The organism is Amycolatopsis coloradensis (assembly GCF_037997115.1).
In the GTDB taxonomy this organism is placed as follows: domain Bacteria; phylum Actinomycetota; class Actinomycetes; order Mycobacteriales; family Pseudonocardiaceae; genus Amycolatopsis; species Amycolatopsis coloradensis_A.
Map to the genome: position 1 here is coordinate 6,289,317 of NZ_CP150484.1, position 20,709 is coordinate 6,310,025.

General features: G+C 67.4%; 25 protein-coding genes. 17 read left to right on the forward strand and 8 right to left on the reverse strand.

The features are described from left to right. Window positions 1-171 precede the first annotated feature (171 nt). Window positions 172-582 (forward strand): hypothetical protein, encoded by a 411-nt coding sequence (locus LCL61_RS29350; RefSeq protein WP_340682748.1) that lies wholly within the window; start codon window positions 172-174, stop codon window positions 580-582. A gap of 98 nt (window positions 583-680) precedes the next feature. On the opposite strand, the gene LCL61_RS29355 is transcribed toward LCL61_RS29350, so the two are convergent. Together LCL61_RS29355 and LCL61_RS29360 are read right to left on the reverse strand one after the other, a co-directional pair. Then, window positions 681-1,337, reverse strand: coding sequence for a response regulator transcription factor (locus tag LCL61_RS29355; protein ID WP_340682749.1), 657 nt, complete (start codon window positions 1,335-1,337; stop codon window positions 681-683). After that, the gene (locus LCL61_RS29360; RefSeq protein ID WP_340682750.1) at window positions 1,334-2,476 is read right to left on the reverse strand and encodes a sensor histidine kinase; all 1,143 of its coding nucleotides are present in this window, start codon (window positions 2,474-2,476) and stop codon (window positions 1,334-1,336) included. The genes LCL61_RS29355 and LCL61_RS29360 overlap by 4 nt, the downstream gene beginning before the upstream one ends. 162 nt (window positions 2,477-2,638) lie before the next feature. Here LCL61_RS29360 and LCL61_RS29365 point away from each other — a divergent pair, with 162 nt between their 5' ends. After that, window positions 2,639-3,121 carry a DUF6326 family protein gene (locus LCL61_RS29365; RefSeq protein WP_340682751.1) on the forward strand — a complete coding sequence of 161 codons (483 nt, stop codon included), beginning with the start codon at window positions 2,639-2,641 and terminating at the stop codon, window positions 3,119-3,121. Window positions 3,122-3,353: 232 nt separating this feature from the next. On the opposite strand, the gene LCL61_RS29370 is transcribed toward LCL61_RS29365, so the two are convergent. Together LCL61_RS29370 and LCL61_RS29375 are read right to left on the reverse strand one after the other, a co-directional pair. Beyond that, window positions 3,354-4,007: a hypothetical protein gene (locus LCL61_RS29370; RefSeq protein ID WP_340682752.1), complete on the reverse strand. Its 654-nt coding sequence runs from the start codon at window positions 4,005-4,007 to the stop codon at window positions 3,354-3,356. Window positions 4,008-4,155: 148 nt separating this feature from the next. Continuing rightward, a complete protein-coding gene (locus LCL61_RS29375) occupies window positions 4,156-4,773 on the reverse strand; it encodes a stage II sporulation protein M (RefSeq protein WP_340682753.1) in 618 nt (205 codons plus the stop codon). Between the two features lie 184 nt (window positions 4,774-4,957). Between LCL61_RS29375 and LCL61_RS29380 the strand changes: the two genes are divergently transcribed. Then, window positions 4,958-5,509 carry a TetR/AcrR family transcriptional regulator gene (locus LCL61_RS29380; protein WP_340682754.1) on the forward strand — a complete coding sequence of 184 codons (552 nt, stop codon included), beginning with the start codon at window positions 4,958-4,960 and terminating at the stop codon, window positions 5,507-5,509. Between the two features lie 1,372 nt (window positions 5,510-6,881). Here LCL61_RS29380 and LCL61_RS29385 read toward each other — a convergent pair. Beyond that, a complete protein-coding gene (locus tag LCL61_RS29385) occupies window positions 6,882-8,033 on the reverse strand; it encodes a site-2 protease family protein (RefSeq protein WP_340682755.1) in 1,152 nt (383 codons plus the stop codon). Window positions 8,034-8,303: 270 nt separating this feature from the next. Between LCL61_RS29385 and LCL61_RS29390 the strand changes: the two genes are divergently transcribed. From LCL61_RS29390 to LCL61_RS29430, 9 genes are all read left to right on the forward strand, one after another. Then, entirely contained in the window at window positions 8,304-8,552 is a 249-nt protein-coding gene (locus LCL61_RS29390) for a DUF2933 domain-containing protein (RefSeq protein WP_340682756.1), read from the forward strand. Further along, on the forward strand, window positions 8,552-9,202 hold the full coding sequence (locus tag LCL61_RS29395) for an isoprenylcysteine carboxylmethyltransferase family protein (protein ID WP_340682757.1): 651 nt from the start codon (window positions 8,552-8,554) through the stop codon (window positions 9,200-9,202). Before LCL61_RS29390 ends, LCL61_RS29395 begins: the two co-directional genes overlap by 1 nt. Before the next feature lie 2 nt (window positions 9,203-9,204). Beyond that, window positions 9,205-9,642 carry a hypothetical protein gene (locus LCL61_RS29400; RefSeq protein WP_340682758.1) on the forward strand — a complete coding sequence of 146 codons (438 nt, stop codon included), beginning with the start codon at window positions 9,205-9,207 and terminating at the stop codon, window positions 9,640-9,642. A 6-nt stretch (window positions 9,643-9,648) separates the two neighbouring features. After that, entirely contained in the window at window positions 9,649-10,080 is a 432-nt protein-coding gene (locus LCL61_RS29405) for a hypothetical protein (protein ID WP_340682759.1), read from the forward strand. After that, window positions 10,077-10,727: an ABC transporter ATP-binding protein gene (locus LCL61_RS29410; protein WP_340682760.1), complete on the forward strand. Its 651-nt coding sequence runs from the start codon at window positions 10,077-10,079 to the stop codon at window positions 10,725-10,727. Before LCL61_RS29405 ends, LCL61_RS29410 begins: the two co-directional genes overlap by 4 nt. Next, window positions 10,724-12,187 carry an ABC transporter permease gene (locus LCL61_RS29415; RefSeq protein WP_340682761.1) on the forward strand — a complete coding sequence of 488 codons (1,464 nt, stop codon included), beginning with the start codon at window positions 10,724-10,726 and terminating at the stop codon, window positions 12,185-12,187. The genes LCL61_RS29410 and LCL61_RS29415 overlap by 4 nt, the downstream gene beginning before the upstream one ends. Next, a complete protein-coding gene (locus LCL61_RS29420; RefSeq protein WP_340682762.1) occupies window positions 12,184-13,158 on the forward strand; it encodes a multicopper oxidase domain-containing protein in 975 nt (324 codons plus the stop codon). Before LCL61_RS29415 ends, LCL61_RS29420 begins: the two co-directional genes overlap by 4 nt. 211 nt (window positions 13,159-13,369) lie before the next feature. Next, window positions 13,370-13,579: a zf-HC2 domain-containing protein gene (locus LCL61_RS29425; RefSeq protein WP_340682763.1), complete on the forward strand. Its 210-nt coding sequence runs from the start codon at window positions 13,370-13,372 to the stop codon at window positions 13,577-13,579. 126 nt (window positions 13,580-13,705) lie between these two features. Continuing rightward, window positions 13,706-14,275, forward strand: coding sequence for a VanZ family protein (locus LCL61_RS29430; protein ID WP_340682764.1), 570 nt, complete (start codon window positions 13,706-13,708; stop codon window positions 14,273-14,275). On the opposite strand, the gene LCL61_RS29435 is transcribed toward LCL61_RS29430, so the two are convergent. The 3 genes from LCL61_RS29435 to LCL61_RS29445 form a co-directional block, all read right to left on the reverse strand. After that, window positions 14,251-14,475: a heavy-metal-associated domain-containing protein gene (locus LCL61_RS29435; RefSeq protein WP_340682765.1), complete on the reverse strand. Its 225-nt coding sequence runs from the start codon at window positions 14,473-14,475 to the stop codon at window positions 14,251-14,253. The genes LCL61_RS29430 and LCL61_RS29435 overlap by 25 nt on opposite strands. A gap of 15 nt (window positions 14,476-14,490) precedes the next feature. Next, window positions 14,491-15,543: a sulfite exporter TauE/SafE family protein gene (locus LCL61_RS29440; RefSeq protein ID WP_340682766.1), complete on the reverse strand. Its 1,053-nt coding sequence runs from the start codon at window positions 15,541-15,543 to the stop codon at window positions 14,491-14,493. A gap of 99 nt (window positions 15,544-15,642) precedes the next feature. Continuing rightward, a complete protein-coding gene (locus tag LCL61_RS29445; RefSeq protein ID WP_340682767.1) occupies window positions 15,643-16,068 on the reverse strand; it encodes a DUF6153 family protein in 426 nt (141 codons plus the stop codon). A 311-nt stretch (window positions 16,069-16,379) separates the two neighbouring features. Between LCL61_RS29445 and LCL61_RS29450 the strand changes: the two genes are divergently transcribed. The 5 genes from LCL61_RS29450 (at window position 16,380) to LCL61_RS29470 (ending at window position 20,699) form a co-directional block, all read left to right on the forward strand. Then, entirely contained in the window at window positions 16,380-16,568 is a 189-nt protein-coding gene (locus LCL61_RS29450; protein ID WP_340682768.1) for a hypothetical protein, read from the forward strand. Window positions 16,569-16,712: 144 nt separating this feature from the next. Further along, window positions 16,713-16,949, forward strand: a complete 237-nt coding sequence (locus LCL61_RS29455; RefSeq protein ID WP_340682769.1) for a hypothetical protein — start codon at window positions 16,713-16,715, stop codon at window positions 16,947-16,949. Between the two features lie 918 nt (window positions 16,950-17,867). Further along, a complete protein-coding gene (locus LCL61_RS29460) occupies window positions 17,868-18,986 on the forward strand; it encodes a PLP-dependent cysteine synthase family protein (RefSeq protein ID WP_340682770.1) in 1,119 nt (372 codons plus the stop codon). Next, on the forward strand, window positions 18,983-20,239 hold the full coding sequence (locus tag LCL61_RS29465; RefSeq protein ID WP_340682771.1) for an MFS transporter: 1,257 nt from the start codon (window positions 18,983-18,985) through the stop codon (window positions 20,237-20,239). The genes LCL61_RS29460 and LCL61_RS29465 overlap by 4 nt, the downstream gene beginning before the upstream one ends. A gap of 49 nt (window positions 20,240-20,288) precedes the next feature. Continuing rightward, the gene (locus LCL61_RS29470; RefSeq protein ID WP_340682772.1) at window positions 20,289-20,699 is read left to right on the forward strand and encodes a DUF6153 family protein; all 411 of its coding nucleotides are present in this window, start codon (window positions 20,289-20,291) and stop codon (window positions 20,697-20,699) included. The last annotated feature ends 10 nt before the right edge of the window (window positions 20,700-20,709 follow it).

The following is a 20,709-nucleotide window of genomic DNA, read 5'->3' on the forward strand; positions in this document are numbered from 1 at the left end:
CCATCCGCTTGACACAGAACGCCTTACGCTGATGAGCGGATGTTCGTAGTAGGACGAACAGGTGGACTGCCTCGGTCTGCGCGAGGAGGTGTCGGGTCGGCGTGTGTCGGTGCTCGTTGCGCTTGTCGCCCATGGAATAGTGCCGAGCGTGTTCGCTTCGCTACTGTTGTCGTGGAATCGGCGGTAAAGCGAAGGGTCCTCACCATTCCGTTGATCGGCTTCGTGGCATCCCTGTTCCTGCCGTTGTTCGCGGCTCTATCTCGTTCCCTGCTCTGGCCCCTGACCTCCCCGATCATGAGGCACCTCGCCGTCACCGGGCTCTGGCTGCCTGCGCTGCTGGCAGTAGTTTCGTTCGGCCGGTTAGGCCTGGCTGCCACCACCTGGCTGCTCATTCCGTTGTGCGTCGCCGTGGGAGCAGCGCTGGTGGTACCCGCCGTGTTGGCCGTTGCCGCCTACCTCATCGGCACCACCGTCGGCGGCATCCTCCGCACCCTCTTGGTCATGGTCACCGGCGAGTGGGCAGCGCCACTCGCCTATGCGGCGGCCAGTCGTTGGCTGGTCGACTCTAGGTGCGTCGCCTGAGCTCACTGCCGACACCAAGGACGACTGTCAAGCGCAGGCCGCCGCCCTGCAGCCACTCGGCCGGGGACCAGTCGTCGTGCATGTACGTCAGGTTCGGTTCAGTCCCCCACCCGGCCGGTGTCGTACGCCCACATCGCGATCTCGACCCTGTTTCGGGCGCCGATTTTGGCCAGCAGGCTGGCGACGTGGGTCTTGGCGGTCGTCAAGCCAATGAATAGCTCGGCGGCGATCTCTGCGTTCGTGCGGCCGCGGGCGACCAGCGTCAGCACCTCCTCCTCGCGTGCGGTGAGCGGCTCGATCGGTTGGGTCCGTCGGCTCGACGGTTCCCTGGCGGCGAGCGTGGCTAGCAGCCGCCGGGTGATGTTAGGCGCGATCAGGGCATCGCCGACGGCGGCGGCATGGACGGCCTGGACGAGCAGCTCCGTCCCGGCGTCCTTGAGCAGAAAGCCTCGGGCGCCGGCCCGGAGCGCGCCCTGGACGTACTCGTCGAGGTCGAATGTCGTGATCACAACTACTGCGATCGGGTCCGGGACGCCCCGCCCTGCGAGGAGCTTGGTCACCTCGATGCCGTCGAGCCCGGGCATCTGGATGTCGACCAGGCACACGTCGGGGCGGAGCCGATGCGCCAGCTCGACGGCGGCGTGGCCGTCGGCGGCCTGGCCGACGACCTCAATGTCGGGCTGCGCGTCAAGGATCATCGACAGGCCGGTGCGCACCAGATCTTGGTCGTCGGCCACCAGCACGCGCACCGTCATCGGCGTACCTTAGTCGGCAGTTCGGCATCGACCGTCCACCCGCCCTCGGGCGCCGGCCCGGCACGCAGCGTGCCGCCGAGCAGCTGCACACGCTCGGTCATCCCCAGCAGCCCGAAGCCGTGGTTCACCGACCGTGCCGGGTCGATCTGTCCGTCGTCGGTCACGCGTAGTCGCAGCGTTCCCGCGCCGTCCACGACCCGGATCTCCACACGCGAGGCGTTGCGGGCGTGCCGCAGGGCGTTGGTCAGCGCCTCCTGCGCCAGCCGGTAGACCGCCGCGTCGATCTGGGGCGGAAGTTCGTCCAGGTCATCCGGCAACTCCACGTCGACGACCGGGATCGGGGCGCGTCTGGCGAGGGACACCAGGTCGGCAACGCCGGGCTGGGGGGCGTACCCCGCCGGCGCTCCGTCGCGCAGCACGCGGACCATCGCCCGCATCTCCGCGAGCGTCCGCGACGCTTCCCCTTCGATCGCCGCCAGCACCTCGAGTGCCGCCTCAGGTCGCTGGCCGGCCATCGCCCGGCCCGCCTGCGCCTGCACAGCGATCGCCGAGACGTGGTGGGCGACGATGTCGTGCAACTCGCGCGCGAGGCCGACCCGCTCCTGGCCGCGGATCTGGTCCAACTCCCGGCGCCGGCTCTCGGCGCGGTAGCGGAACGCCGCTCCGCCCGCAGCCGCCGCCGCGAGGATGGCGAACCCGCCGAAGATCTCGGTCGGCCCGATGTAATCGGGGACCATACCGATTCCCGCGGCGACCGCCACCACCGCCAGCCCGATCACGATCTCGCGCCCTGAGCCCCAGCGGACCAGCGCGTAGACGAGCACCAGGACGTAGATCATCGTGTCGAGGCCCACGCTCGGGGCCCCGCCCAGCAGGCTCGCCAGTCCCAACGCCATCGCGGTGCCGAAGGCCACCACGACACAGGCCAACGGGTGGGTACGCCGCCACAGCAGCACCGGCGCGAGTCCGACCGCCACGATCGTCGCGAACGGCCGCCAGGCGACGTCGTCTCGGAGGACTCCCTCGAGCAGCGCCGTCACCATCAACGCACCGACCAGCACCCAGTCGCGCGCCACCCGTTCGGGAGCGTCCGTGGCGCGCGGCTCGGCCCACAGCGAGCGCAGGGTGTTGGTGGTCACGCACCCAGCCTAGGGACCGCCGAGGCGTCGGGGACCGACCGAAAGAACGAGACGCCGCTCCTCCCCACGGCCGGGGCGGGTCCGGCCTCGACGACGATGTGCCCGCCGCCGGGCTCGGCGATCGTTGGCCCACCGGTCCTCACCACGACAACGGAGCCCACGATGAGAACACGTCAACCCACCACGACCGCACTGGATGAGCAGCGGATCCCGGTGAGAGCCAAGCTCGCCGCAGCGTGGACGAGCCTCGTGCTCCTGTACGCCTACGTGGACATTCTCGCCTTCTTCAAACCCGGCGTCATCAAAGACATCGAGGCCGGCGTCGTCTTCGAGTTCGACATCAGCCAGACGTTGTTCACCGTCTTCCTCACGCTCATGGCGATCCCGATCCTCATGGTCGTGCTGTCGATGACCCTGCCCGCCCGGGCGAACCGCACCACGAACCTCATCGTGGCCTCGGTACAGGTCCCCTTCGCGGCGTTCAACGCGGTGGGCGAGTCCTGGACGTACTTCTACAGCCTCGGCGTCGCACTGGAATTGATCGTTCTCGCCCTTATCCTGTGGTACGCCTGGACCTGGCCCCGCACCGCACCGTCGGCGACCACGGCGACCAGCCCGGACCGTGAAACCGTTCGCGCCCAGTAGCAAGCGTGAACCCAAGCCCAGTCCTGTTCGGAGCCATCTGCCTCGGTGCCGCGGTGTGGGCCTGCAGGCGGTGGGACACCAACTACCACCAGACGTCGCGTAGGGGCCTTCCAAGGCCCCTACCGGCAGGCGCGATCGTCCACGATCTCGGCCACCTCGTGCACCCTTGCGATCAGAGTCGCGCGGATATGCCGGGCGGTGGCGCGATCGGAGACCCGGACCACGACCAGGGCTAGCCGACGGTGTCAAGGAACCGGTTGTGGCGTAGGCGGAGTGCGCGTTCGATGCTGGCCAGTCCGGCGCCGATGGCGATCAGGGAGTTGAGCCATGCCGGCAGGGAGACAGGCGAGACGAAGGTCCCGAAGCGCGCCGCGACGGGCGGCAGCTTGAAGGCAACCTCGATGAGCTGCGGGATGAGCAGGAGCACCGAGATCACGAGCAGGATGATCGACGTGACACTGATTACGCGGCTCAGCGCGGGATGCTTGCGGGCGAGGTGAGCACGTCGTCCTTCGGCCGAGGCGTGATCCGGAATCAGCGGATGCTCGTCTCCTCCTGCTGTGACGTAGTGGCAGCGCTTCAGCCCGAATGGGGACTCTGCGACTTCGATCGTGCCGCCGGGGATGGGAAAAGCGGCGGGGAGCTTGGATTCGGCCTGATGACGGCCGTCGAGGTAGAGGTCGGCTATGCCTTTGCCGTCGTTCGACCAGAATCGCCGACGATGAGGTACGTCAACGGTGTACACCACCTGCCTCCCGTCGTCGTGTCCGAGTACGAGCGAGTACAGCGATCGCGAGAAAGGCTGCCACCAGCGGAACGGCTTCAGCTCCCGCCCAGTGCCGGGCTTCACCCGCTTCGCCGCGCGACGTCGGCTCCACTCGTGCATGACAGCTTCTCCTTACCCCCGTCGGCATCGCCGGCGGGGATCGATTCGGTGAGACGGGAATGCGTCAAGACAGACACAGTGGTCGACACTGATCACTGTGCGCAGCCCGGCATTGTGTGAGTCGTTGCCGGCGGTCGGCGCGCAAGGATCAGGAGCCGAGCACCAGTGGCACGAGGAAGTAGATCTCGATGGCCTCATACACCGCGCCGACGACGAAGAGCGCGAGTGCCGGAAGCCAGAGCCAGCCAAGCCGGGTCAGACCGCGCACGTATCCATGTCGGCGCGTGGGGGCGTCGACTGTCGCGGGCCGGAGCCATGACCTGCCGAGCAGGTATGCACCGAACATCACTAGCGCGTAGGCCTGGAACTCGATCAGCAGCGTGAGGGAGTGCGGGATGAGGATCAGTCGCGAGGTCGCGTCGACGGGGGCGAGCGTGATGCCCAGATCGATCGTTTTGACCGCGAAGACCGCGAGCCCGGCGAAGGGGACCACGAGTGACGGGAGGGTGATGAGCAGCAGCGCGGTCGGGAACACGTTGACGAGGAAGATGACCGTGCCGAAGACCCAGCCGTTACCGACCACCGCGTCGACAAGCGCCCCCTGGCCGCCTCCCGCGAACGAGGCGACCCGCGCCGCGCGCAGCCCCGGGAAGAGCGATCCCAGCGCCATGCCGAGGAGCAGCATTCCGTAGACGAACACGTTGACGAGGAGATACGCCCGAAGATCAGCGCGGATGATCTGGAATGGCCTGCGGAGGCGGTGCATGGGTTCACGTCCATTTCGTTCGTCGGGCAACCGCATGTCGACTGATTCGACACAGCCTCTAATACACTGTGCTAGTGCGGTCAGCGGCGACAGTATCACAGCGTGCTAGTACAGTGTGTTAGAGGAGGTGGCAGTGGAACAGGAAACGAGTGTCGGCAGCCGGGACAGGGTCCTTCAGGCGGCCATGGCGATGTTCGGGGAGGATCCGGGTGCGCGGCTCAGCGTGCGGGCGGTTGCAGCACGGGCCGGGGTGAGCACCGGCTCGCTCAGGTATCACTTCCCGACGCAGCGCGCACTGCAGGACGCCGTGCTCACCGCCATCTACGACGTGGTCACCCCCGCCGACAGGATCCACGACCGATCGGCACCGGCACGGGACCGGCTGATCGATTGCCTGCGGCAAGTGCTCGCTCTTGCCGGAGTGGGCGAACAGGCACGAGCAGGATGGGGCGAGATCTTCAAGACATACATCGAGCCCGAACCGACCGACGAGAACCGCGCAGCGTATCTCGCTATCGAGCGGGAAGCGCAACGCCGTGTCGAGCACTGGCTGACCGTCCTGAGCAACGAAGGCGCGCTGGCCGAGGGCGACAACCGGCGACGTGCCAGATTTCTCGTGACCGTCCTCAACGGACTCTCCATCGCGAGAGCCTTACCCTCTGACGAATCGATCCTGGCCACCGAAACCGAGACGCTGCACGCAGCCGTCGACCACGTCCTCAATTCCCGATTCTGACGACCGAGGCTCACAGCCGCTTGCCGCACAGCCCGACAGTGGATCACGAAACCGATCGCACGTTGGCGTTCGCAGCCGCATACGGGAAGACTGACGACCGGCTGGGACACGGCTCCCGGTAAGACAAGCCCAGGGATGAAACACTCAGCGGGCCAACATGACCCACTCGGCGCATTCCACGGGTCGACTGCCCACTACCCGCCGTTACGGCGGTAACCACACCGAGACCGAATGTGCGACAGCGGAGACGGCGGGCTCGACAGCCGTTGGCGGCCTCCCCCATCGGCCGCACGGTCTCAGTCGAGTTACGAACTCCGAGAGCAGGTCTTCTTTCTGTCGCACGTGAACACCGCGACCGCACCCACAGTACGCCCCATGTCAGCTTTCCCTCAACAGCACCGTAACCCGCATCCGAGTGGTCCTACTAAGACACTTAGCGGACAACCGATCGACCGGGTTTCATTCGGTGGCTTGGCTTGTCGCAACGAGGTTACTTGGCCATGTGCTTACCTAGGCCGCGTTGGTCTATACCTTATGGGCGCATGCAGTCCCACTCGCTCGAGTGACGCGTAAGTGCACCACCACAGGGCTACGCTTGACGGTCGGAGGCATCTCCGGACTCTGCCGGATGGCACGTCGTGTGGCAGCGCCGCAGCCCCTCGTTCGCGAGGGAGACGCTATGCGAAAGTCCGCGTCCGGCGACATCCTCCAAAGCAGCGAAGCGGCGGGAAGATCCGTGTCGCACTTACGCAGGCGAATCCACCATGGAACTTCGTCGAAGGATCGGGCGTCCCGGCGGGGTATGACGTCGACGTCGCGCACGATCTGACCCGGCGTCTGGGGGCCAGCGGCGTCGAGTTGTGCAGGCCAGTTTCCCGACCTTCATCTCCGGGCAGACCATCACCGCCGAACGCAAACAGCAAGAGGACTTCTCGTGTCCCTATGAGGCAACGGGATCTCGATCTTCTTCTCCGCGGGGAACACTTCGATCAGCTCACTAGCCGACCTGACAGGGAGTGCGACTACGCGGCGAAGATCGGGATCGGTGTCGCGATCGACCAAGCGCTGGGCTGGGGGCTCGGGAGCATCCGCGACCGGGTCTACCAGCTGGCGGATGACCTGGGTGATTGTCTCGGCGGCATCGCGAGCGTCAAAGTCAGGGACGTCGGGCGCTGGGCGGTGCGACATCACCTCCTTTACGGCGGAAGGCCTGTCCGGCGAGGAGATCAAGGCGTTCATGGCGAGGCTGTTCTGCCAGCCCTCGCGGAGGCGGTAAGGCCCTGACGTGTGACGTTGCCTGCTGGAAGATCGAGGTCTGAGGTGTCCAGAGCCCGGCGGTTAGCGCCCTACGCTGCCGAGGGTGCCGGCAAGCTCAGCGGTGATGTTCGGCGGCGGGCGGCGGCACGCTGAGATCCCTGATCTCGATTGTCCGTGCGATGTCGGCTGGGGTGACGATACCGACGAGTCCGCCGTTGTCGAAGACGAGCACTCGCCCGCCGGTGGCCGGGGAAAGGTGTTCGAGCAACTCGCTGAGCGGCTGGTCCGGTGTCGCCGTCGGCACGTCGGCGAGCGGGATCGCGATGTCACGCACAGAGGTCGTGGCTCGCTCAACGCGGGGAACGGCCCGCAGTTGTGCCAGGGTGATCAGTCCGTCTATCCCGCCGTCGGATCGCTCGACCGGGTAAGCCGAGTGCTGATGGCCCAGCACGTAGCGTTCGATGAACGCGTCGACGGTGAGCCGGCCGGGGCCGGTGTGCGGGTTCGCGCTCATCACGTCCGCGACACGGACTCCGGCCAGCGCCTGCCGGGCGAGCACGTCCGCTTCTTCGGCGCGGGCGGCGGTGAGCAGGAACCAGCCGATGAACACCATCCACAGGCCACCCATGCCGTAGCCGACCAGGAACTGGAATAATCCGAGCGCGAGGAGCCCGAACGCGATGCCACGTCCCGTTCGTGCCGCGCCGAGAGCGGCCCGCGTGAAGTCCCCGTTCCGGCGCCACAGGTAGGCGCGCAGGATCCGCCCGCCGTCCAGCGGTGCGCCGGGCAACAGGTTGAACAGTGCGATCAGCAGGTTGATACCCGAGAGCCACCAGCCGGCACTGACGGCGATGTGCGCTACCCCGAACGCGTCGAGCCCGGCGGCGACACCGGCGAAGACCGCCGCGAGCGCGAGGCTCGTCGCCGGGCCGGCCGCGGCGATGCGGAAGTCTTTCCCCGGAGTCTTCGGTGTGGAGCCGAAGATGGCGATACCACCGAACATCCATAGGGTCAGACTCTTGACCTTCACACCGCAGCGGCGGGCGACGACGGCGTGGGCCAGCTCGTGAGCCAGGATGGAACCGAGGAACACCACCGCACCACCGAGACCGGCCAGCCAGTACGTCGCGGGCGCATGCCCCGGCGCGTCGACTGGCAGCGTGTAACTGGCCAGGCTCCACGTGAACAACCACAGGACGACCAGCACGCTCCAGTGGAGGCGTAGCGGGAAACCGGCCACGTGGCCGAGTTTGATGTCTTCTCCCATGCCTGGACTCCGCTCGCCGTCGATCGACACAGGTGACGTCATCACGTCTCCAAGGACATATTTCAGAGTCACCGCGCACCTCGTTGAAGCGCAGGGCACAACGTCGCCGCCAGAACGGCCCAAGGTCCCATACCACGTCAAGCGCCATCACCGGGAAGGCTCTGCTATCCGAGATAGTAGACGTGCGTCAGAGGCCTTCGTCCGCAGCGGACGGGGACCTTCGGATTTCCCGTTCGCGACAACCAGCCCTGATGCCGGCCGGTGCAGAAGGTGACGCTCGAAGACAGCCAACGAAACGAGGACATCATGAAGCGCCAACACCTCGGGCTGTACGCGGTCGCCCTGGCGATCTTGATCGTCGGGCTCGCCTACGCCGGAGTTCCGCTCACCACGATTCTGATCGGCCTGGTCGTGCTGACCTGCCCCCTGATGATGCTGTTCATGATGGGCGGACACGGGGGGCACAGCGGATCCGGTGACCAGGACCGCCATCATCACCACACCTCCGGCCGGCCGTAATGGCCGACGCGGCGTACGGGCTGTGGCCTCTGGTCGTCCTGAACATCGCGCTGTTCGTTGTGTTCGCGATGAGCTTCTTCCGGCCGCACACGAACCGCGACTGGCGGGCGATGGGCGCGTTCGCCGCGTTCCTGGTGGCGTTGTTCACCGAGATGTACGGCATCCCGCTGACCATCTACCTGCTGGGCAGCTGGCTCGGCTCGCGCTTCCCGCTGCTGCGCGACACCCACGCGGGCGGGCACCTGTGGAACGACCTGATCGGCTGGACCGGCGATCCGCACCTGAGCCCGTTCCACCTCGCCAGCTACCTGGCGATCGCCGGAGGGTTCTGGTTGATCTCGGCGGCCTGGGTGCGGCTGCACGAGGCGGCGCGGGAGGACCGGCTGGCCACCACCGGGCCCTACGCGCGGGTCAGGCATCCGCAGTACGACGGCTTCCTGCTGGTGATGATCGGGTTCCTGCTGCAATGGCCGACCATCCCCACCCTGATCATGTTCCCGATCCTCGTGGTGGTCTACACGCGGCTGGCGCGCAGCGAGGAACGTGAAGTCGCGCGACGGTTCGGCGAGCAGTGGACCGCTTACGCCGCGCGTGTCCCGGCATTCCTGCCCCGGCCGCGAACGACGCAGGATGAACGATCCCGGAGGTAGCGATGAGCACGAACGCGGTGCGTGCGGGGCTCGCCGGAGCCGGGGCCCTCGCACTGTTCTACGCGGTGGTCGTCGGTGTCGCAGGCGGACTGGAGCACCTGGGTCGGCAGGCGGTCGAGGACTGGCCGTGGCTGATGCTGATCCTGGGCGGATTCGGCACCCAGGTCGGGCTCTTCGTCGAACTGCGCCGACGCAGGCGGCTGCACGCGGATGTGCGTGCCGCGACCGGTGGTGGCGCGGGAGCGTCCGCGGTCGGCATGGTGGCCTGCTGCGCGCACCACATCGCCGACCTCGTCCCGATCATCGGCGCGTCGGGTGCCGCGGTGTTCCTGACCGACTACCGGACTCCGATCATGGCGGCCGGAGTGGCGATCAACGCGGCGGGTGTGCTCTTCGCCGTGCGCAGGCTACGCCGCGTCTCAGTCCCGTTAGGACGGTGAGATTCCATGGTGCACATCACCACATCATGGCGCGGAGTCGCCATCCTCGGCGCGATCGCGCTCGTCGTCGTCGGAGTGGTCGCGTGGTCGCTCACTCGTTCTGACGAGGCGCCGGCGGCGGGTCTGGGCACGCGGACCGTGCGGGCGGGCGAGGTCGAGGTGACGATGACGGCGCTGACCCTGGACCGCTCCGGCGCCGTGTTCGAGATCGAATTCGACACGCATACGGTGGACTTGGGCCTGGACCCGGCCGCCGCGGCCCGCCTGACAGTGAACGGCACGTCCGCGGGCGGAGCGGGCTGGGACGGCCAGGGGCCCGGCGGGCATCACCGCGAGGGCACCCTGCGGTTCAGCACGCCGATTCCACCGGCCGCCGCGGTCGAGCTCCGCATCACCGGGCTCCCCCAAGACGCCACGGGCACCTGGATCGCGCCATGACCACCGTCGAACGACCGGTACGGACCTTCGTTCTCGACGCGGCGGGCATCGAGAAGAGCTATCGGCGCGGACTGCGGCACCGGCAGAACATCCTGCGGGGCGCGGACATCACGCTGCGTCCCGGCGAGGTCGTCGGGCTGGTCGGCGAGAACGGGTCGGGGAAGTCGACGTTCATGAAAATCCTCGTCGGGGCGCTGCGCGCGGACGCGGGCACCGTCGTGGTCGACGGCAAGCTCGGGTACTGCCCGCAGGAACCGGTGTTCTACGAGCGGCTCACCTGCGACGAGCACTTCGAGTTGTTCGGCCGCGCCTATCGGATGAGCCCGGCCGCGGAACGGCGAGCCCGGCGCGAACTGTACGCGGCGCTCGGTTTCGAGCGGTACGCGTCGACCCGAGCCGACCGGCTCTCGGGTGGCACGCTGGCGAAGCTGAACCTGGGCTTGGCGCTGCTCGCCGATCCGGAGGTGCTGCTGCTGGACGAGCCCTACGCCGGGTTCGACTGGGATACCTACGTCAAGTTTTGGCAACTGGTCGCCCAGCGCCGCGAACAGGGGCGCTCGGTTCTGATCATCAGCCATTTCGTCGCCGACGAGGAACGCTTCGACCGGATCGTCCAGCTACGCGACGGACGGGCGGAACCGAGATGACGACGCTGTTGTTCGTGCGCCGGTTCCTCGCCGACTACGTCCGTAACCCGGTCAACCTGCTGGTGCTCGTGCTGGTCCCGGTGGTGTTCGTCGTGATCGCCGCCGGGTCGATGGCCGAGGCGGCGAAGCTGCTCGGTGGCACCGGTCCGTCGGTGGAGACGGCCTCGGCGGGCTGGGCGGCCGGATTCCTGGCCGGTATCGCCATGTACTTCCAGCTGAGGTCGGCGCGTGCGGCCGACCGCCGGCTGGTGCTCGCCGGCCTGCCCGCCGATCGTCTGGTCGCCGCGCGCCTGACGACCGGGCTCGCACTCGCCGCGCTGGTGTCAGCCGCCGCTCTCGTCGCGCTGCTGCTCCGTACCGGCATCGATGCTCCCTGGCGAGTGATCGCGGGCACGCTGATGTTCGCGGTGATCTACCTGGCGATCGGGGCTCTGGCCGGCGTGCTGGTACCCAACCCGGTCAACGGCACCGTGGTGATCCTCTTCATCTGGATCGTGGACGTGTTCTTCGGTCCCGCGGTGGGCTCACCCGACCGGTTGGCGACCCGCTGGCTGCCCACTCACTACGTCACGCTGTGGATGGTCGACCTGCCGTCCCGGCACGGCGGCGCGCTCGGCGACCTCGGTTGGGCACTGGTCTGGGTGCTCGGCGCGCTGGCGGTGGCCTGGGTCGTCGTGATGTCGACGACGCGGATCGCGCACCACCGCACGGTCCGCCGCGGGCAGTTCGCAACCGCGCTCCGCATGGGGTTGCGCGACTACCGCCGTAACCCGGTGCTCTGGGTGCTGCTGGTCGTCGTGCCGGTCGTGTTCATCTGGTTGTCCAAAGTGACCACCCCTGACGAACCCATGGTGCTGTCCCTTGTGGACGACGGCCGCACGGCGCCGTTCTCGTTCTGGCTGCCGGACGTCCACGCCGGCACCATGACTCCGATCGCCATCGCCTCGCTCGCCACACTCGCCGGGCTGTTCATCGTGCTCGACGCCCGCTCCGGCGATCAGCGGCTCACCCTGGCCGGGCTCCGCACCGGCACCCTGTTGTCGGCGCGGCTCGGCGTGATCGGTTTCGCCGTCCTGCTGGTGACCGCCGCGTCCCTCGCCGTCACCGTCACCGTTTTCGACGCCGCGCAGTGGATCGTCTACGCGGGCGGCAACGTGTTGCTGGCCGCGATCTACGCCCTCATCGGCGTGTGCATCGGCCCGATCTTCGGCCGCGTGTCCGGCGTGCTCATCGCGTTCCTCGTGCCGTTCCTCGATGTCGGAATCGCGCAGAGCCCGATGCTGCGCGGCGAACCACCGGACTGGGCCAGGTTCCTGCCCGGCTACGGCGCCGACCGCGTGCTGCTCGACGGCGGACTGACCGCCAGCTTCGACGAGACGGGACCGTTACTGCTCGGACTCGCCTGGCTGCTCGGGCTCGGGCTGCTGGCGACCCGATTGTTCCGAAAGGCCGTCGCATGAGCCCGTTCACCCGCCGCGCCTTTCTCGGCGCCGGCGCGCTGGCCGTCACAGGCCTGACCGCCTGCACGACCGAGAACCGGCTGATCCTGCCCACCGACCCGCTGGTGGGCAGGACCGAGACCGCGCGTGGCGGCACCGGCCGCACCCGATCGGTCACACTCACCGCGGCCACGGGCCAGATCGACCTCGGCGGTCCGGTGGTCGACCCGTGGACCTATGACGACGTCGCGCCCGGCCGCGAAATCCGCGTCACCGCGGGCGACCTGCTCGAAGCGCGTCTGGTCAACCGGCTGCCCGTGGACACCTCGATCCACTGGCACGGCCTGGCGTTGCGCAATGACATGGACGGAGTTCCCGACCTCACCCAGGCTCGGACCAAGCCGGGCGAGGCGTTCACCTATCGGTTCATGGCGCCGTCGCCGGGCACGTACTGGTTCCATCCGCGCACCGGCACGCAGCTCGACCGCGGACTGTACGCGCCCGCTGATCGTCGAGGACCCTGCCGAACCCGGCGGTTACGACGCGGAGTGGACGGTCGTGCTCGACGACTGGATCGACGGCACCGCACCACTCCAGACCGGGTCCTCGCGACTCTTCAGCGGGGCGGCGGTCACTCGATGCACGGCATGGGCGGCCGAACACTGGACGGAGACGTCACCTACCCGCACTACCTGTTCAACGGCCGCGTCGGCGGCGCACCGGCGACGTTCACCGCCAAGCCCGCGCACCGCGTGCGGATCCGGTTCATCAACGCCGGCTCCGACACCGCGTTCCGGGTCGCGCTCGGCGGCCACCGCACGACCGTCACCCAGACCGGCGGCTTCCCGGTCACACCGGTCGACACCGATGCACTGCTCATCGGCGTGGGCGAGCCCTCGAGCAACTCGACACCGGCAAGGACCTCGCCGACCACTCGCAAAGCCACTGCCCCCACCAAGAAGACAGCGGCCGCGGTTGTCGGTCCACGATGACGATCGCGATCCAGGGAACCGAAAACACGACCGGTCACAGCTGAGTCATCACTTCTCTGGCACGCAAGGCACGAACGAACTGTGGCCCTGCCCATGGAAGCGGAATCGGCAACGGGCGGGCGCGAACCGTCACTCGCCCAGCCGGTCGCATACCCTCCGACACTCTACTAAGATTTATAGTAGAGCACTGGGCCGAGACCGAGGAGGCGCGATGGCCGGATTCTGCCCACTCGGCATCTCAGCGGCGGCTTACCTGATCGGCATTCTCGACGAGATCGAACGAGCGGGCTTCGAACGACACCTTCGGTTTTGCCGGAGCTGCCGCCAGGAAGCCGATGACCTGACGCCGGTCGTCCGGCTGCTCCAGGCCATGAAGGCCGACATGACAACGAAGAAGCGCCGGCCTGCCCGGAGCCCTTGACCGTCCAGTCCGTTCACCCTTCCCCGGAACGACGAACGCCACGTCGGCGATCTACCTACTATAACCCGTAGTAGCGAGGTCGGCGCATGATCCGCCTGGCAACGTGGACGACAGCGAGGAGCGACAGTGACGGTCTTCGGCACCCACGTGCCCATTTCGAGCTGGACGCTGGTCGCGCTGGTAGCCGGCTGCCTGGTCAGCGTGCCACTGGCCAAGCTGCTCGCGGCCCGCACCGGCTGGGGCAGGAACGCGACGCTGACAACTCTCATACTGCTCGCCGCCGGCCTGGCCATCACCCTGACTCCCGGCGAAGACTCCGGCTTCAGTGAGTTTCACCCTTGCCTGTCCATCGGTACCGCAGACCCGATCGACGGGCTCCTGCACTCCGGTGGCGGGCTCGGCGGCACTCTGCTGAACGCCCTGCTGCCGCTTCCCCTGACCTGTGCGGCGACCCTGGCGACCGAACGCGCGCTGCCGACGTTGCTTTTCGCGTTCCTGCTTCCCGCGCTCATCGAGCCGTTGCAGATGCTGATCCCAGGCCGTTACTGCAGTCTGTCCGACCAGGCCGCCAACACGGTCGGCGCCGTACTCGGCGTGACGCTCGGCTACCTGCTGCTGCGACGAGCGAGCAGGCATGGATCCGATGACGCCACGCCCGAGCAGGCCCACGATCAGGGCCGTGGAGACGCGCGGTAGCCCAGTCCCTCGATCGCCTTGACCACATCCTGGACACTGCTTCGGTCCGCGTCCAGCTCGACGGTGCTGATCCCCTTTTTCACGGTCGTCTGCGTACTCAGCACACCAGGGAGGTCTTCCAGCGCGTCGTCGATGAGCAAGGCGCAGCTACCGCAGTGCATGCCGTCGACCTGGAAGATGAACTTCTCAGTTGATGCCATGGTGGACTCCTTGACTCAGACGACGGTGATGACGCCGGTGTACATGCCCATGCTGCAGGCGTAATCCAGCCGCCCGGGCCGCAGGACGCCCAGGTCGATCCGTGTCTCGCCCTTGACGGGCAGGATCTTCTGCTCGTCTCGGATGACGAACGACCGCACGCAGCCCTGTGCCCCTTCCGACTTGACCACTAGCGTGGTGGGCACCCCGGATTTCGCCTGAACGTTCTCGGGGCTGTAGGAACCGGTGCGCGCGGTGATCACAACGGTCTGCTTTCCCTCCACTGTGGACGCGGCTGCGGTATCGACGGCCGCGTCCGAGCCGCCGACGGCTTGAGCGATGCGCCTGGCGGACAGTGGCGATCCGGCGAGTTCCAAACCTCCGTTGAGGGTATAGAAGCCCATCGCCAGCACTACGAGCCCGGTCACGAGGGCCAGCCTTCCTTGCCAGGCGGTCGCGGCCTTGCGGGCGGCGTAGCCGAGGATCGCGAACAAAGGACCGGTTCCGAGCACGAACACCGCCATCGTCGCCGCGCCGCCGAGTGCGCTGCCCGAGGTCAGCGCCAGGGCTTCGACCGACAACGTCACTCCGCATGGGATGAGGACGGTGGCCAACCCGAGCAGTGCCGGAGCCAGCGCGGCCTGCGACCGAGCCCGATTCCGGACGATCTTCATCCACGAGATCGGCGGTTCGACGACCACCCGGCGGAATCCAGGCACGCCGAGCTGCGCCAGCCCGAAGACGATGATCAAAAGGCCTGCGCCGATCTGGAGCCAGGTGCGGGCGCCGACGGACAGTTCGACGGCGCCGCCGACGGCTCCCAGCAGCGCACCGAGCAGCGTGTGCGAGACCAGCTTGCCGACGAGGAACCCGCCGACCGGCGCGAGGTCATCACCGAGCTGGTTACGCGAGCCGCGTCGCGTTCGTCCTTCGGCCTGGGCTGGAGCGGACAGTGAAGCGGTCGCGGCCTTTTGACGGGTGATCAACCCGGTCAACAGTCCACCTTGGACCGCGGCACAGGACACGCCGCCGGCGAACAGGCCGGTAACCAGTACAGCAGCAAGATTCATGCGAAGAGCCTCCTGCGAGGAAGTAGAGAGGAGTCGACGAGCGCATGCCCGGCACAGCGACCGAAGCGATCGACCGGCCGTGGTGCGGGCAGACTCCTTCTACGTCCGCAGGAGGCAGAGTTCCTCGAGTCGTGGAGCACGAGACCAGACAGCGTAACGCGCTACCACGCGCACTCGCCTAAAGGTCGCCACCAGGCCTCGTAGTCGCGAAGGTGGCAAGGTCGTGACAGCCGCGACGACCGCGAAGAGGAAGGCCAGGCAGGTCGCCAAAGTCCCACCCGAACCGTCGTGACCAGGCAAACCGCCATCGACGGAGGTCATCGTTTCCGGCGCGCAGTAGGCGGCACCGGGCTCGGGAGCGATATGCGTCTCCGCAGAGGCCATGCCGTGTGCCATCGGCATCGCCATGCCTTCAGTGCATTGCAGACCGGCGGCGAACGCCAAGCCGACGAAGACGGCCAGCACGGCGACAAGCTGTGCGAGCCGTCCTCGCACGGCCGTCGTCCGGCGGGCTGTCCGCGTCACGACGGCGATGATACGGAGCCCGGACGTCAATTCCCCGTTCGGCTCCGCAAGCGCTCCGCTTACATCGGGCATTTCGTCTCTGACCGTAGACAGAGCGTCTCCAGAAAGGCCAGCGTCTGCGCTCGAATCCATCGAAGGGACGCCGCCGTGACCACACCACCCGACCGTCCGGACAGCTCAGCCGACACCGAACCCGCGGATCGGCCGGAGCCGAGGCCTCGCTGGGTACTCACAGTCGCGGCGGTCGCGATCACACTGCTCGTCATCTGCGTGGTCCCACACTTGGCCGGCGTGAACATCGGCGGGAACCGATGAATCCGCGACCGCGCAAGCTGTCGCTCAGCGTCCACATCGCGACGTCGCTCGGCCGGCTCGGCGCCGTGGCGGCGTTTCTGGCGCTCGCCATCGTCGGCCTGACCACTGAAGACATCCGGTCCGCACGCGCGGCGTCGGCCGCGCGACGCTGTACAAGTACTTCTCGGACGTCGAGGCGATCCTGATCGCCTGGCACCAGCGCCAGATCGCTCGCCACTCGAACCTGCTCACCGCGGCGAAAGATCGCGCCACCGACCGCTGGACCGGCTCACCGCCGCACTCGAGGCCTACGCCCTGATCTCTCTCATGTACACCACGGCACGGAACTGGTGGCCTTGCTCCACCGGGGCGAGCACGTCGAACACGCCAGAGAGCATCTCAAGGGTTTCGTCGAGACACCGATCGCCGACGGCGCACGATCCGGCGATCTCCGCGAGGACGTTCCGCCCGCCGAGCTCGCCACGTTCTGCCTGCACGCGCTCACCGCGGCCGACCGGATGCGGTCGAAGGCGGCCGTCCGGCGCCTTGTCCAGGTCACCCTGACCGGGCTGCTTCGCCGCCTCTGAGCAACGAGGCAGCACAACAGAGTCGTCCCGCCACGACAATGGTGAAGACTTGCCACACAACTACTATTGCACTTAGTATCAGCGAGGCCAGGGCGCTCTCGTAGCGCTCCGCGCCGCCCGCGTCGACCCCTCCCCCTTTGGCGACGCGCGCAGGCGGGTGCGAGGTCCCACGTGACTCCGCACCCGCCTTTTTCGCACCGTCGACGCGATATATTCAATCCGATTAATCCCAAAAGGCAACACCCCGCCGTCGGCCCACTCGTCGACATTCCCGCATCCCGGGACACGACAGATCACTCGATCACACTGCGTTCAAATAGAGTTCACTCTCAACTACCACGGGTAGTAGCCAGGCAGGAAATCGGGTGATTTCTTCGCCAGTAGCAGAACTAATACGATTGAAGGTGGCAGGCGTCGGATCTTTGCTGATACGGTCCGATAACTGTGAGGGGCTATCCGACTACGCCACGTCGCAGAGTGAGGCCAATGCTGTGGCTCGCCACTCTGCTCTTTTGGCTTTTTTCGCTGCAGCTGGGCCAATGTTTCCCGCAAGCACACGCCCACGCGGACGAGCATGTCGCCATCAGCGCCACCACGCACGCCCCACTGACCCACGACTGCGAGCCCGAGCACCACGCACACCAGCAACACACGACCACGGACGCCATTCATCGCGGTACGCGAGGAACGACGGACACGACGTGGTCGGCGATTCCCCACGAGAATACGTTTACCGGATTATTCCGCTCACCGGTTCATTCCCCCGGCTATGGGAGCCCAGGACGGGATCCGCGCATAACCGGACGTGCTTTGCTCATCGAGATCTGTGTCACGCGAACGTGATCGGACCGAACGACCCAGCCGGCCCCGTTCCGTTCGACCGTCGCGCTTCGCGACGATTCACTGAAAGAGATCTCGATGAGGACACCCTTGTCCGCCAACGGCTCGACCGTGTCCGGGAACACCCTCCCGGGCCAAAGGACCATCACGCGCGGCCGTAATCCGGCAAGTGCGGTCGGCAACACCCCGGTGCTGTGGATCGATGGGCCGGACGCGGCGCCGGGCCGCGGCTTCTGGGCGAAGCTCGAAGGATTCAATCCCGGTGGCATGAAAGACCGCCCGGCCTTGCACATGATTTCCCGGGCACGGGAGCGGGGCGACCTGGCTCCGGGCGCGAGGATCGTGGAATCGACCAGCGGCACGCTGGGACTCGGCCTCGCGCTCGCCGGAATCGTCTACGGCCACCCGGTCACCGTGGTCACCGATCCAGGCCTCGAACCGATCGTGCACCGGATGCTGGCCGCGCACGGAGCCCGTGTCGAGCTCGTCACCGCACCGCACCCGACCGGCGGCTGGCAGCAGGCCCGCCGGGACCGCGTGCAGAAGCTCCTCGACGAAGAACCCGGCGCGTACTGCCCCGACCAGTACAACAACCCGGACAACGTGGACGCCTACAAGCCACTCGCGCTGGAGCTGGTGGACCAGCTCGACCGCGTCGACGTCCTGGTGTGCTCGGTAGGCACCGGCGGCCATTCGGCCGGGGTGTCTCGGGTTCTGCGCGAGCACTACCCGGAGATGAAGGTCGTCGGCGTCGACACCATCGGTTCCACGATCTTCGGCCAGCCGGCGCGCCCTCGGTTGATGCGCGGACTCGGATCGAGCATCTATCCGCGCAATGTGGACTACGGCGGTTTCGACGAGGTCCATTGGGTCGCCCCGGCCGAAGCGGTGTGGACCTGCCGTCTGCTCGCCGCGTCCCACCACGCGACAGGCGGGTGGAGCGTCGGAGCGGTCGCACTCGTTGCTGGTTGGCTCGCGAGGACCGAAGCTGCCGACACACGGATCGTCACGATCTTCCCCGACGGCCCCCACCGCTACTTCGACACGGTTTACAACGACGACTACTGCGCGGCGAACGGCTTGCTCGGACAGATCCCCGCGGACGAGCCCGACGTCGTCGTCAATCCCGTCGACCGGGTCGTCGAGCGGTGGACACGCTGCGCGCACGTCATCGACCCGTCCGAGGTGCGGGCGTGAAGGATCTGGTCGTCAAGTTCAGGTCGTTCGACCGGCCGTCCCAGCTGTTGATGCTGAACCAGTTCACCATCAACCTGGGCTTCTACATGCTGATGCCCTACCTCGCGGGGCACCTGTCGGCGGATCTGGCGCTGGCGGGCTGGGCCGTGGGGCTCATCCTGGGCGTGCGGAACTTCTCCCAGCAGGGCATGTTCCTGATCGGTGGCACGCTGGCCGACAGGCTCGGCTACAAGCCGCTGATCGTCGCCGGATGCGCGCTGCGGACAGGTGGTTTCGCATTGCTCGGCCTGGTCGATTCGGTTCCGGCGCTGATCGTCGCCTCGGCGGCCACCGGGTTCGCGGGCGCGTTGTTCAATCCCGCGGTGCGGGCCTACCTCGCCGAAGACGCCGGTGAGGAGCGGCGGGTCGAGGCGTTCGCGTTGTTCAACGTGTTCTACCAGGCGGGCATCCTGCTGGGCCCGGTCGTCGGGCTGGTCCTGACGAGTTTCGCCTTCCAAGTGACCTGCCTCGTCGCGGCCGCGGTGTTCGCGGTCCTGACCGTTCTGCAGATTCGGTCCCTGCCGCCTCGTTCGCGTGCCAAGGGTGACCCGGCCGCGCGGACTTCGATCCGGCAGGACTGGGCGACCGCGTTCGGCAACCGGTCGTTCGTGCTGTTCTCGCTCGCGATGATCGGCTCGTACGTCCTGTCGTTCCAGGTCTATCTCGCACTTCCTCTCGAGGCTCGCCGGATCGGTGGCCCAGGAGTGGCGGGAACAACACTGGTGGCGCTGTTGTTCGCGGTGTCGGGAGGGCTGGCGATCGCCGGGCAGTTGCGGATCACCGCGTGGTGCAGGCGGCGGTGGGGATCCGGCAAGTGCCTCGCCGTCGGTCTCCTGCTCATGGGGACGGCGTTTCTCCCGCCCATGCTCACCGCGGGCGCGACGGCCGGTCCGGCGACGTTGAGCTGGGCATCGCTGATTCTCTCGGCCGCCCTGCTCGCGCTCGGGACCATCGTGGTCTTCCCGTTCGAAATGGACACGATCGTCGCCCTCTCCGGTGGCAAACTGGTCGCGACCCACTATGGGCTGTACAACACCGTGGTCGGCGTGGGCATCCTCCTCGGCAACCTGCTCACCGGCACCGCCTTGGACATCGCGAGAAATGCCGGTGTACCAGCGGCACCATGGGCTGTCCTCGCCGTCATCGGAGCCGGTTGCGCCTGGTGCCTGCGCGCACTCGACAGGGCCGAACGCCTCATCCCGGTGGCGGCGTGAAAGCCGTGACCCTGCCTCATCCGCCGATGCAGATAGGTAGCCTTGGGTCATGACGGCGAGCGCGCTCAGCAGAACCCAGCGGGTCTTCCTGCTGGGTGTGCTCGCCTTTTGCCTCGTGGCGATGCACCATCTCACGACGTCGACCGGTATGCCGGAGATGTCTTCGGCGGCGCAGGTAACCAGCGTCGGGCACGGTGAAGGAGCCGCGGCCACCGAGCAGGATGGCGGCCATCCCACCTCCCCGCATGACGACCACGGCTTTCTGCACCTGTGCCTCGCCGTACTCGGTGCGGTCGGTGCCCTGATCGCCGGGCTGGGACTGCTTCTCCGGTTACGCCGGGCCCACCCGGTGTACAGGGCGGCCGAACCGGCGGGCCCCCGCGCCCCGCCGCCACCGTCCAGACCTCCGGGCCGGGCCGGCAGGCCGATTTTGAACTCCTTGTGCGTATTGCGCGTGTGATGGACGGGTT

Bases quoted from the DNA above. Each gene is read 5' to 3' on its own strand.
- LCL61_RS29405 (WP_340682759.1), top strand. From the start codon at position 9,649: ATGGTGCACATCACCACATCATGGCGCGGAGTCGCCATCCTCGGCGCG.
- LCL61_RS29375 (WP_340682753.1), bottom strand. From the start codon at position 4,773: ATGCACCGCCTCCGCAGGCCATTCCAGATCATCCGCGCTGATCTTCGG.
- LCL61_RS29425 (WP_340682763.1), top strand. From the start codon at position 13,370: ATGGCCGGATTCTGCCCACTCGGCATCTCAGCGGCGGCTTACCTGATC.
- LCL61_RS29450 (WP_340682768.1), top strand. From the start codon at position 16,380: ATGAATCCGCGACCGCGCAAGCTGTCGCTCAGCGTCCACATCGCGACG.
- LCL61_RS29460 (WP_340682770.1), top strand. From the start codon at position 17,868: ATGAGGACACCCTTGTCCGCCAACGGCTCGACCGTGTCCGGGAACACC.
- LCL61_RS29380 (WP_340682754.1), top strand. From the start codon at position 4,958: ATGGCGATGTTCGGGGAGGATCCGGGTGCGCGGCTCAGCGTGCGGGCG.
- LCL61_RS29470 (WP_340682772.1), top strand. From the start codon at position 20,289: ATGACGGCGAGCGCGCTCAGCAGAACCCAGCGGGTCTTCCTGCTGGGT.
- LCL61_RS29355 (WP_340682749.1), bottom strand. From the start codon at position 1,337: ATGACGGTGCGCGTGCTGGTGGCCGACGACCAAGATCTGGTGCGCACC.
- LCL61_RS29400 (WP_340682758.1), top strand. From the start codon at position 9,205: ATGAGCACGAACGCGGTGCGTGCGGGGCTCGCCGGAGCCGGGGCCCTC.
- LCL61_RS29435 (WP_340682765.1), bottom strand. From the start codon at position 14,475: ATGGCATCAACTGAGAAGTTCATCTTCCAGGTCGACGGCATGCACTGC.
- LCL61_RS29440 (WP_340682766.1), bottom strand. From the start codon at position 15,543: ATGAATCTTGCTGCTGTACTGGTTACCGGCCTGTTCGCCGGCGGCGTG.
- LCL61_RS29420 (WP_340682762.1), top strand. From the start codon at position 12,184: ATGAGCCCGTTCACCCGCCGCGCCTTTCTCGGCGCCGGCGCGCTGGCC.
- LCL61_RS29385 (WP_340682755.1), bottom strand. From the start codon at position 8,033: ATGGGAGAAGACATCAAACTCGGCCACGTGGCCGGTTTCCCGCTACGC.
- LCL61_RS29395 (WP_340682757.1), top strand. From the start codon at position 8,552: ATGGCCGACGCGGCGTACGGGCTGTGGCCTCTGGTCGTCCTGAACATC.
- LCL61_RS29365 (WP_340682751.1), top strand. From the start codon at position 2,639: ATGAGAACACGTCAACCCACCACGACCGCACTGGATGAGCAGCGGATC.
- LCL61_RS29370 (WP_340682752.1), bottom strand. From the start codon at position 4,007: ATGCACGAGTGGAGCCGACGTCGCGCGGCGAAGCGGGTGAAGCCCGGC.
- LCL61_RS29410 (WP_340682760.1), top strand. From the start codon at position 10,077: ATGACCACCGTCGAACGACCGGTACGGACCTTCGTTCTCGACGCGGCG.
- LCL61_RS29415 (WP_340682761.1), top strand. From the start codon at position 10,724: ATGACGACGCTGTTGTTCGTGCGCCGGTTCCTCGCCGACTACGTCCGT.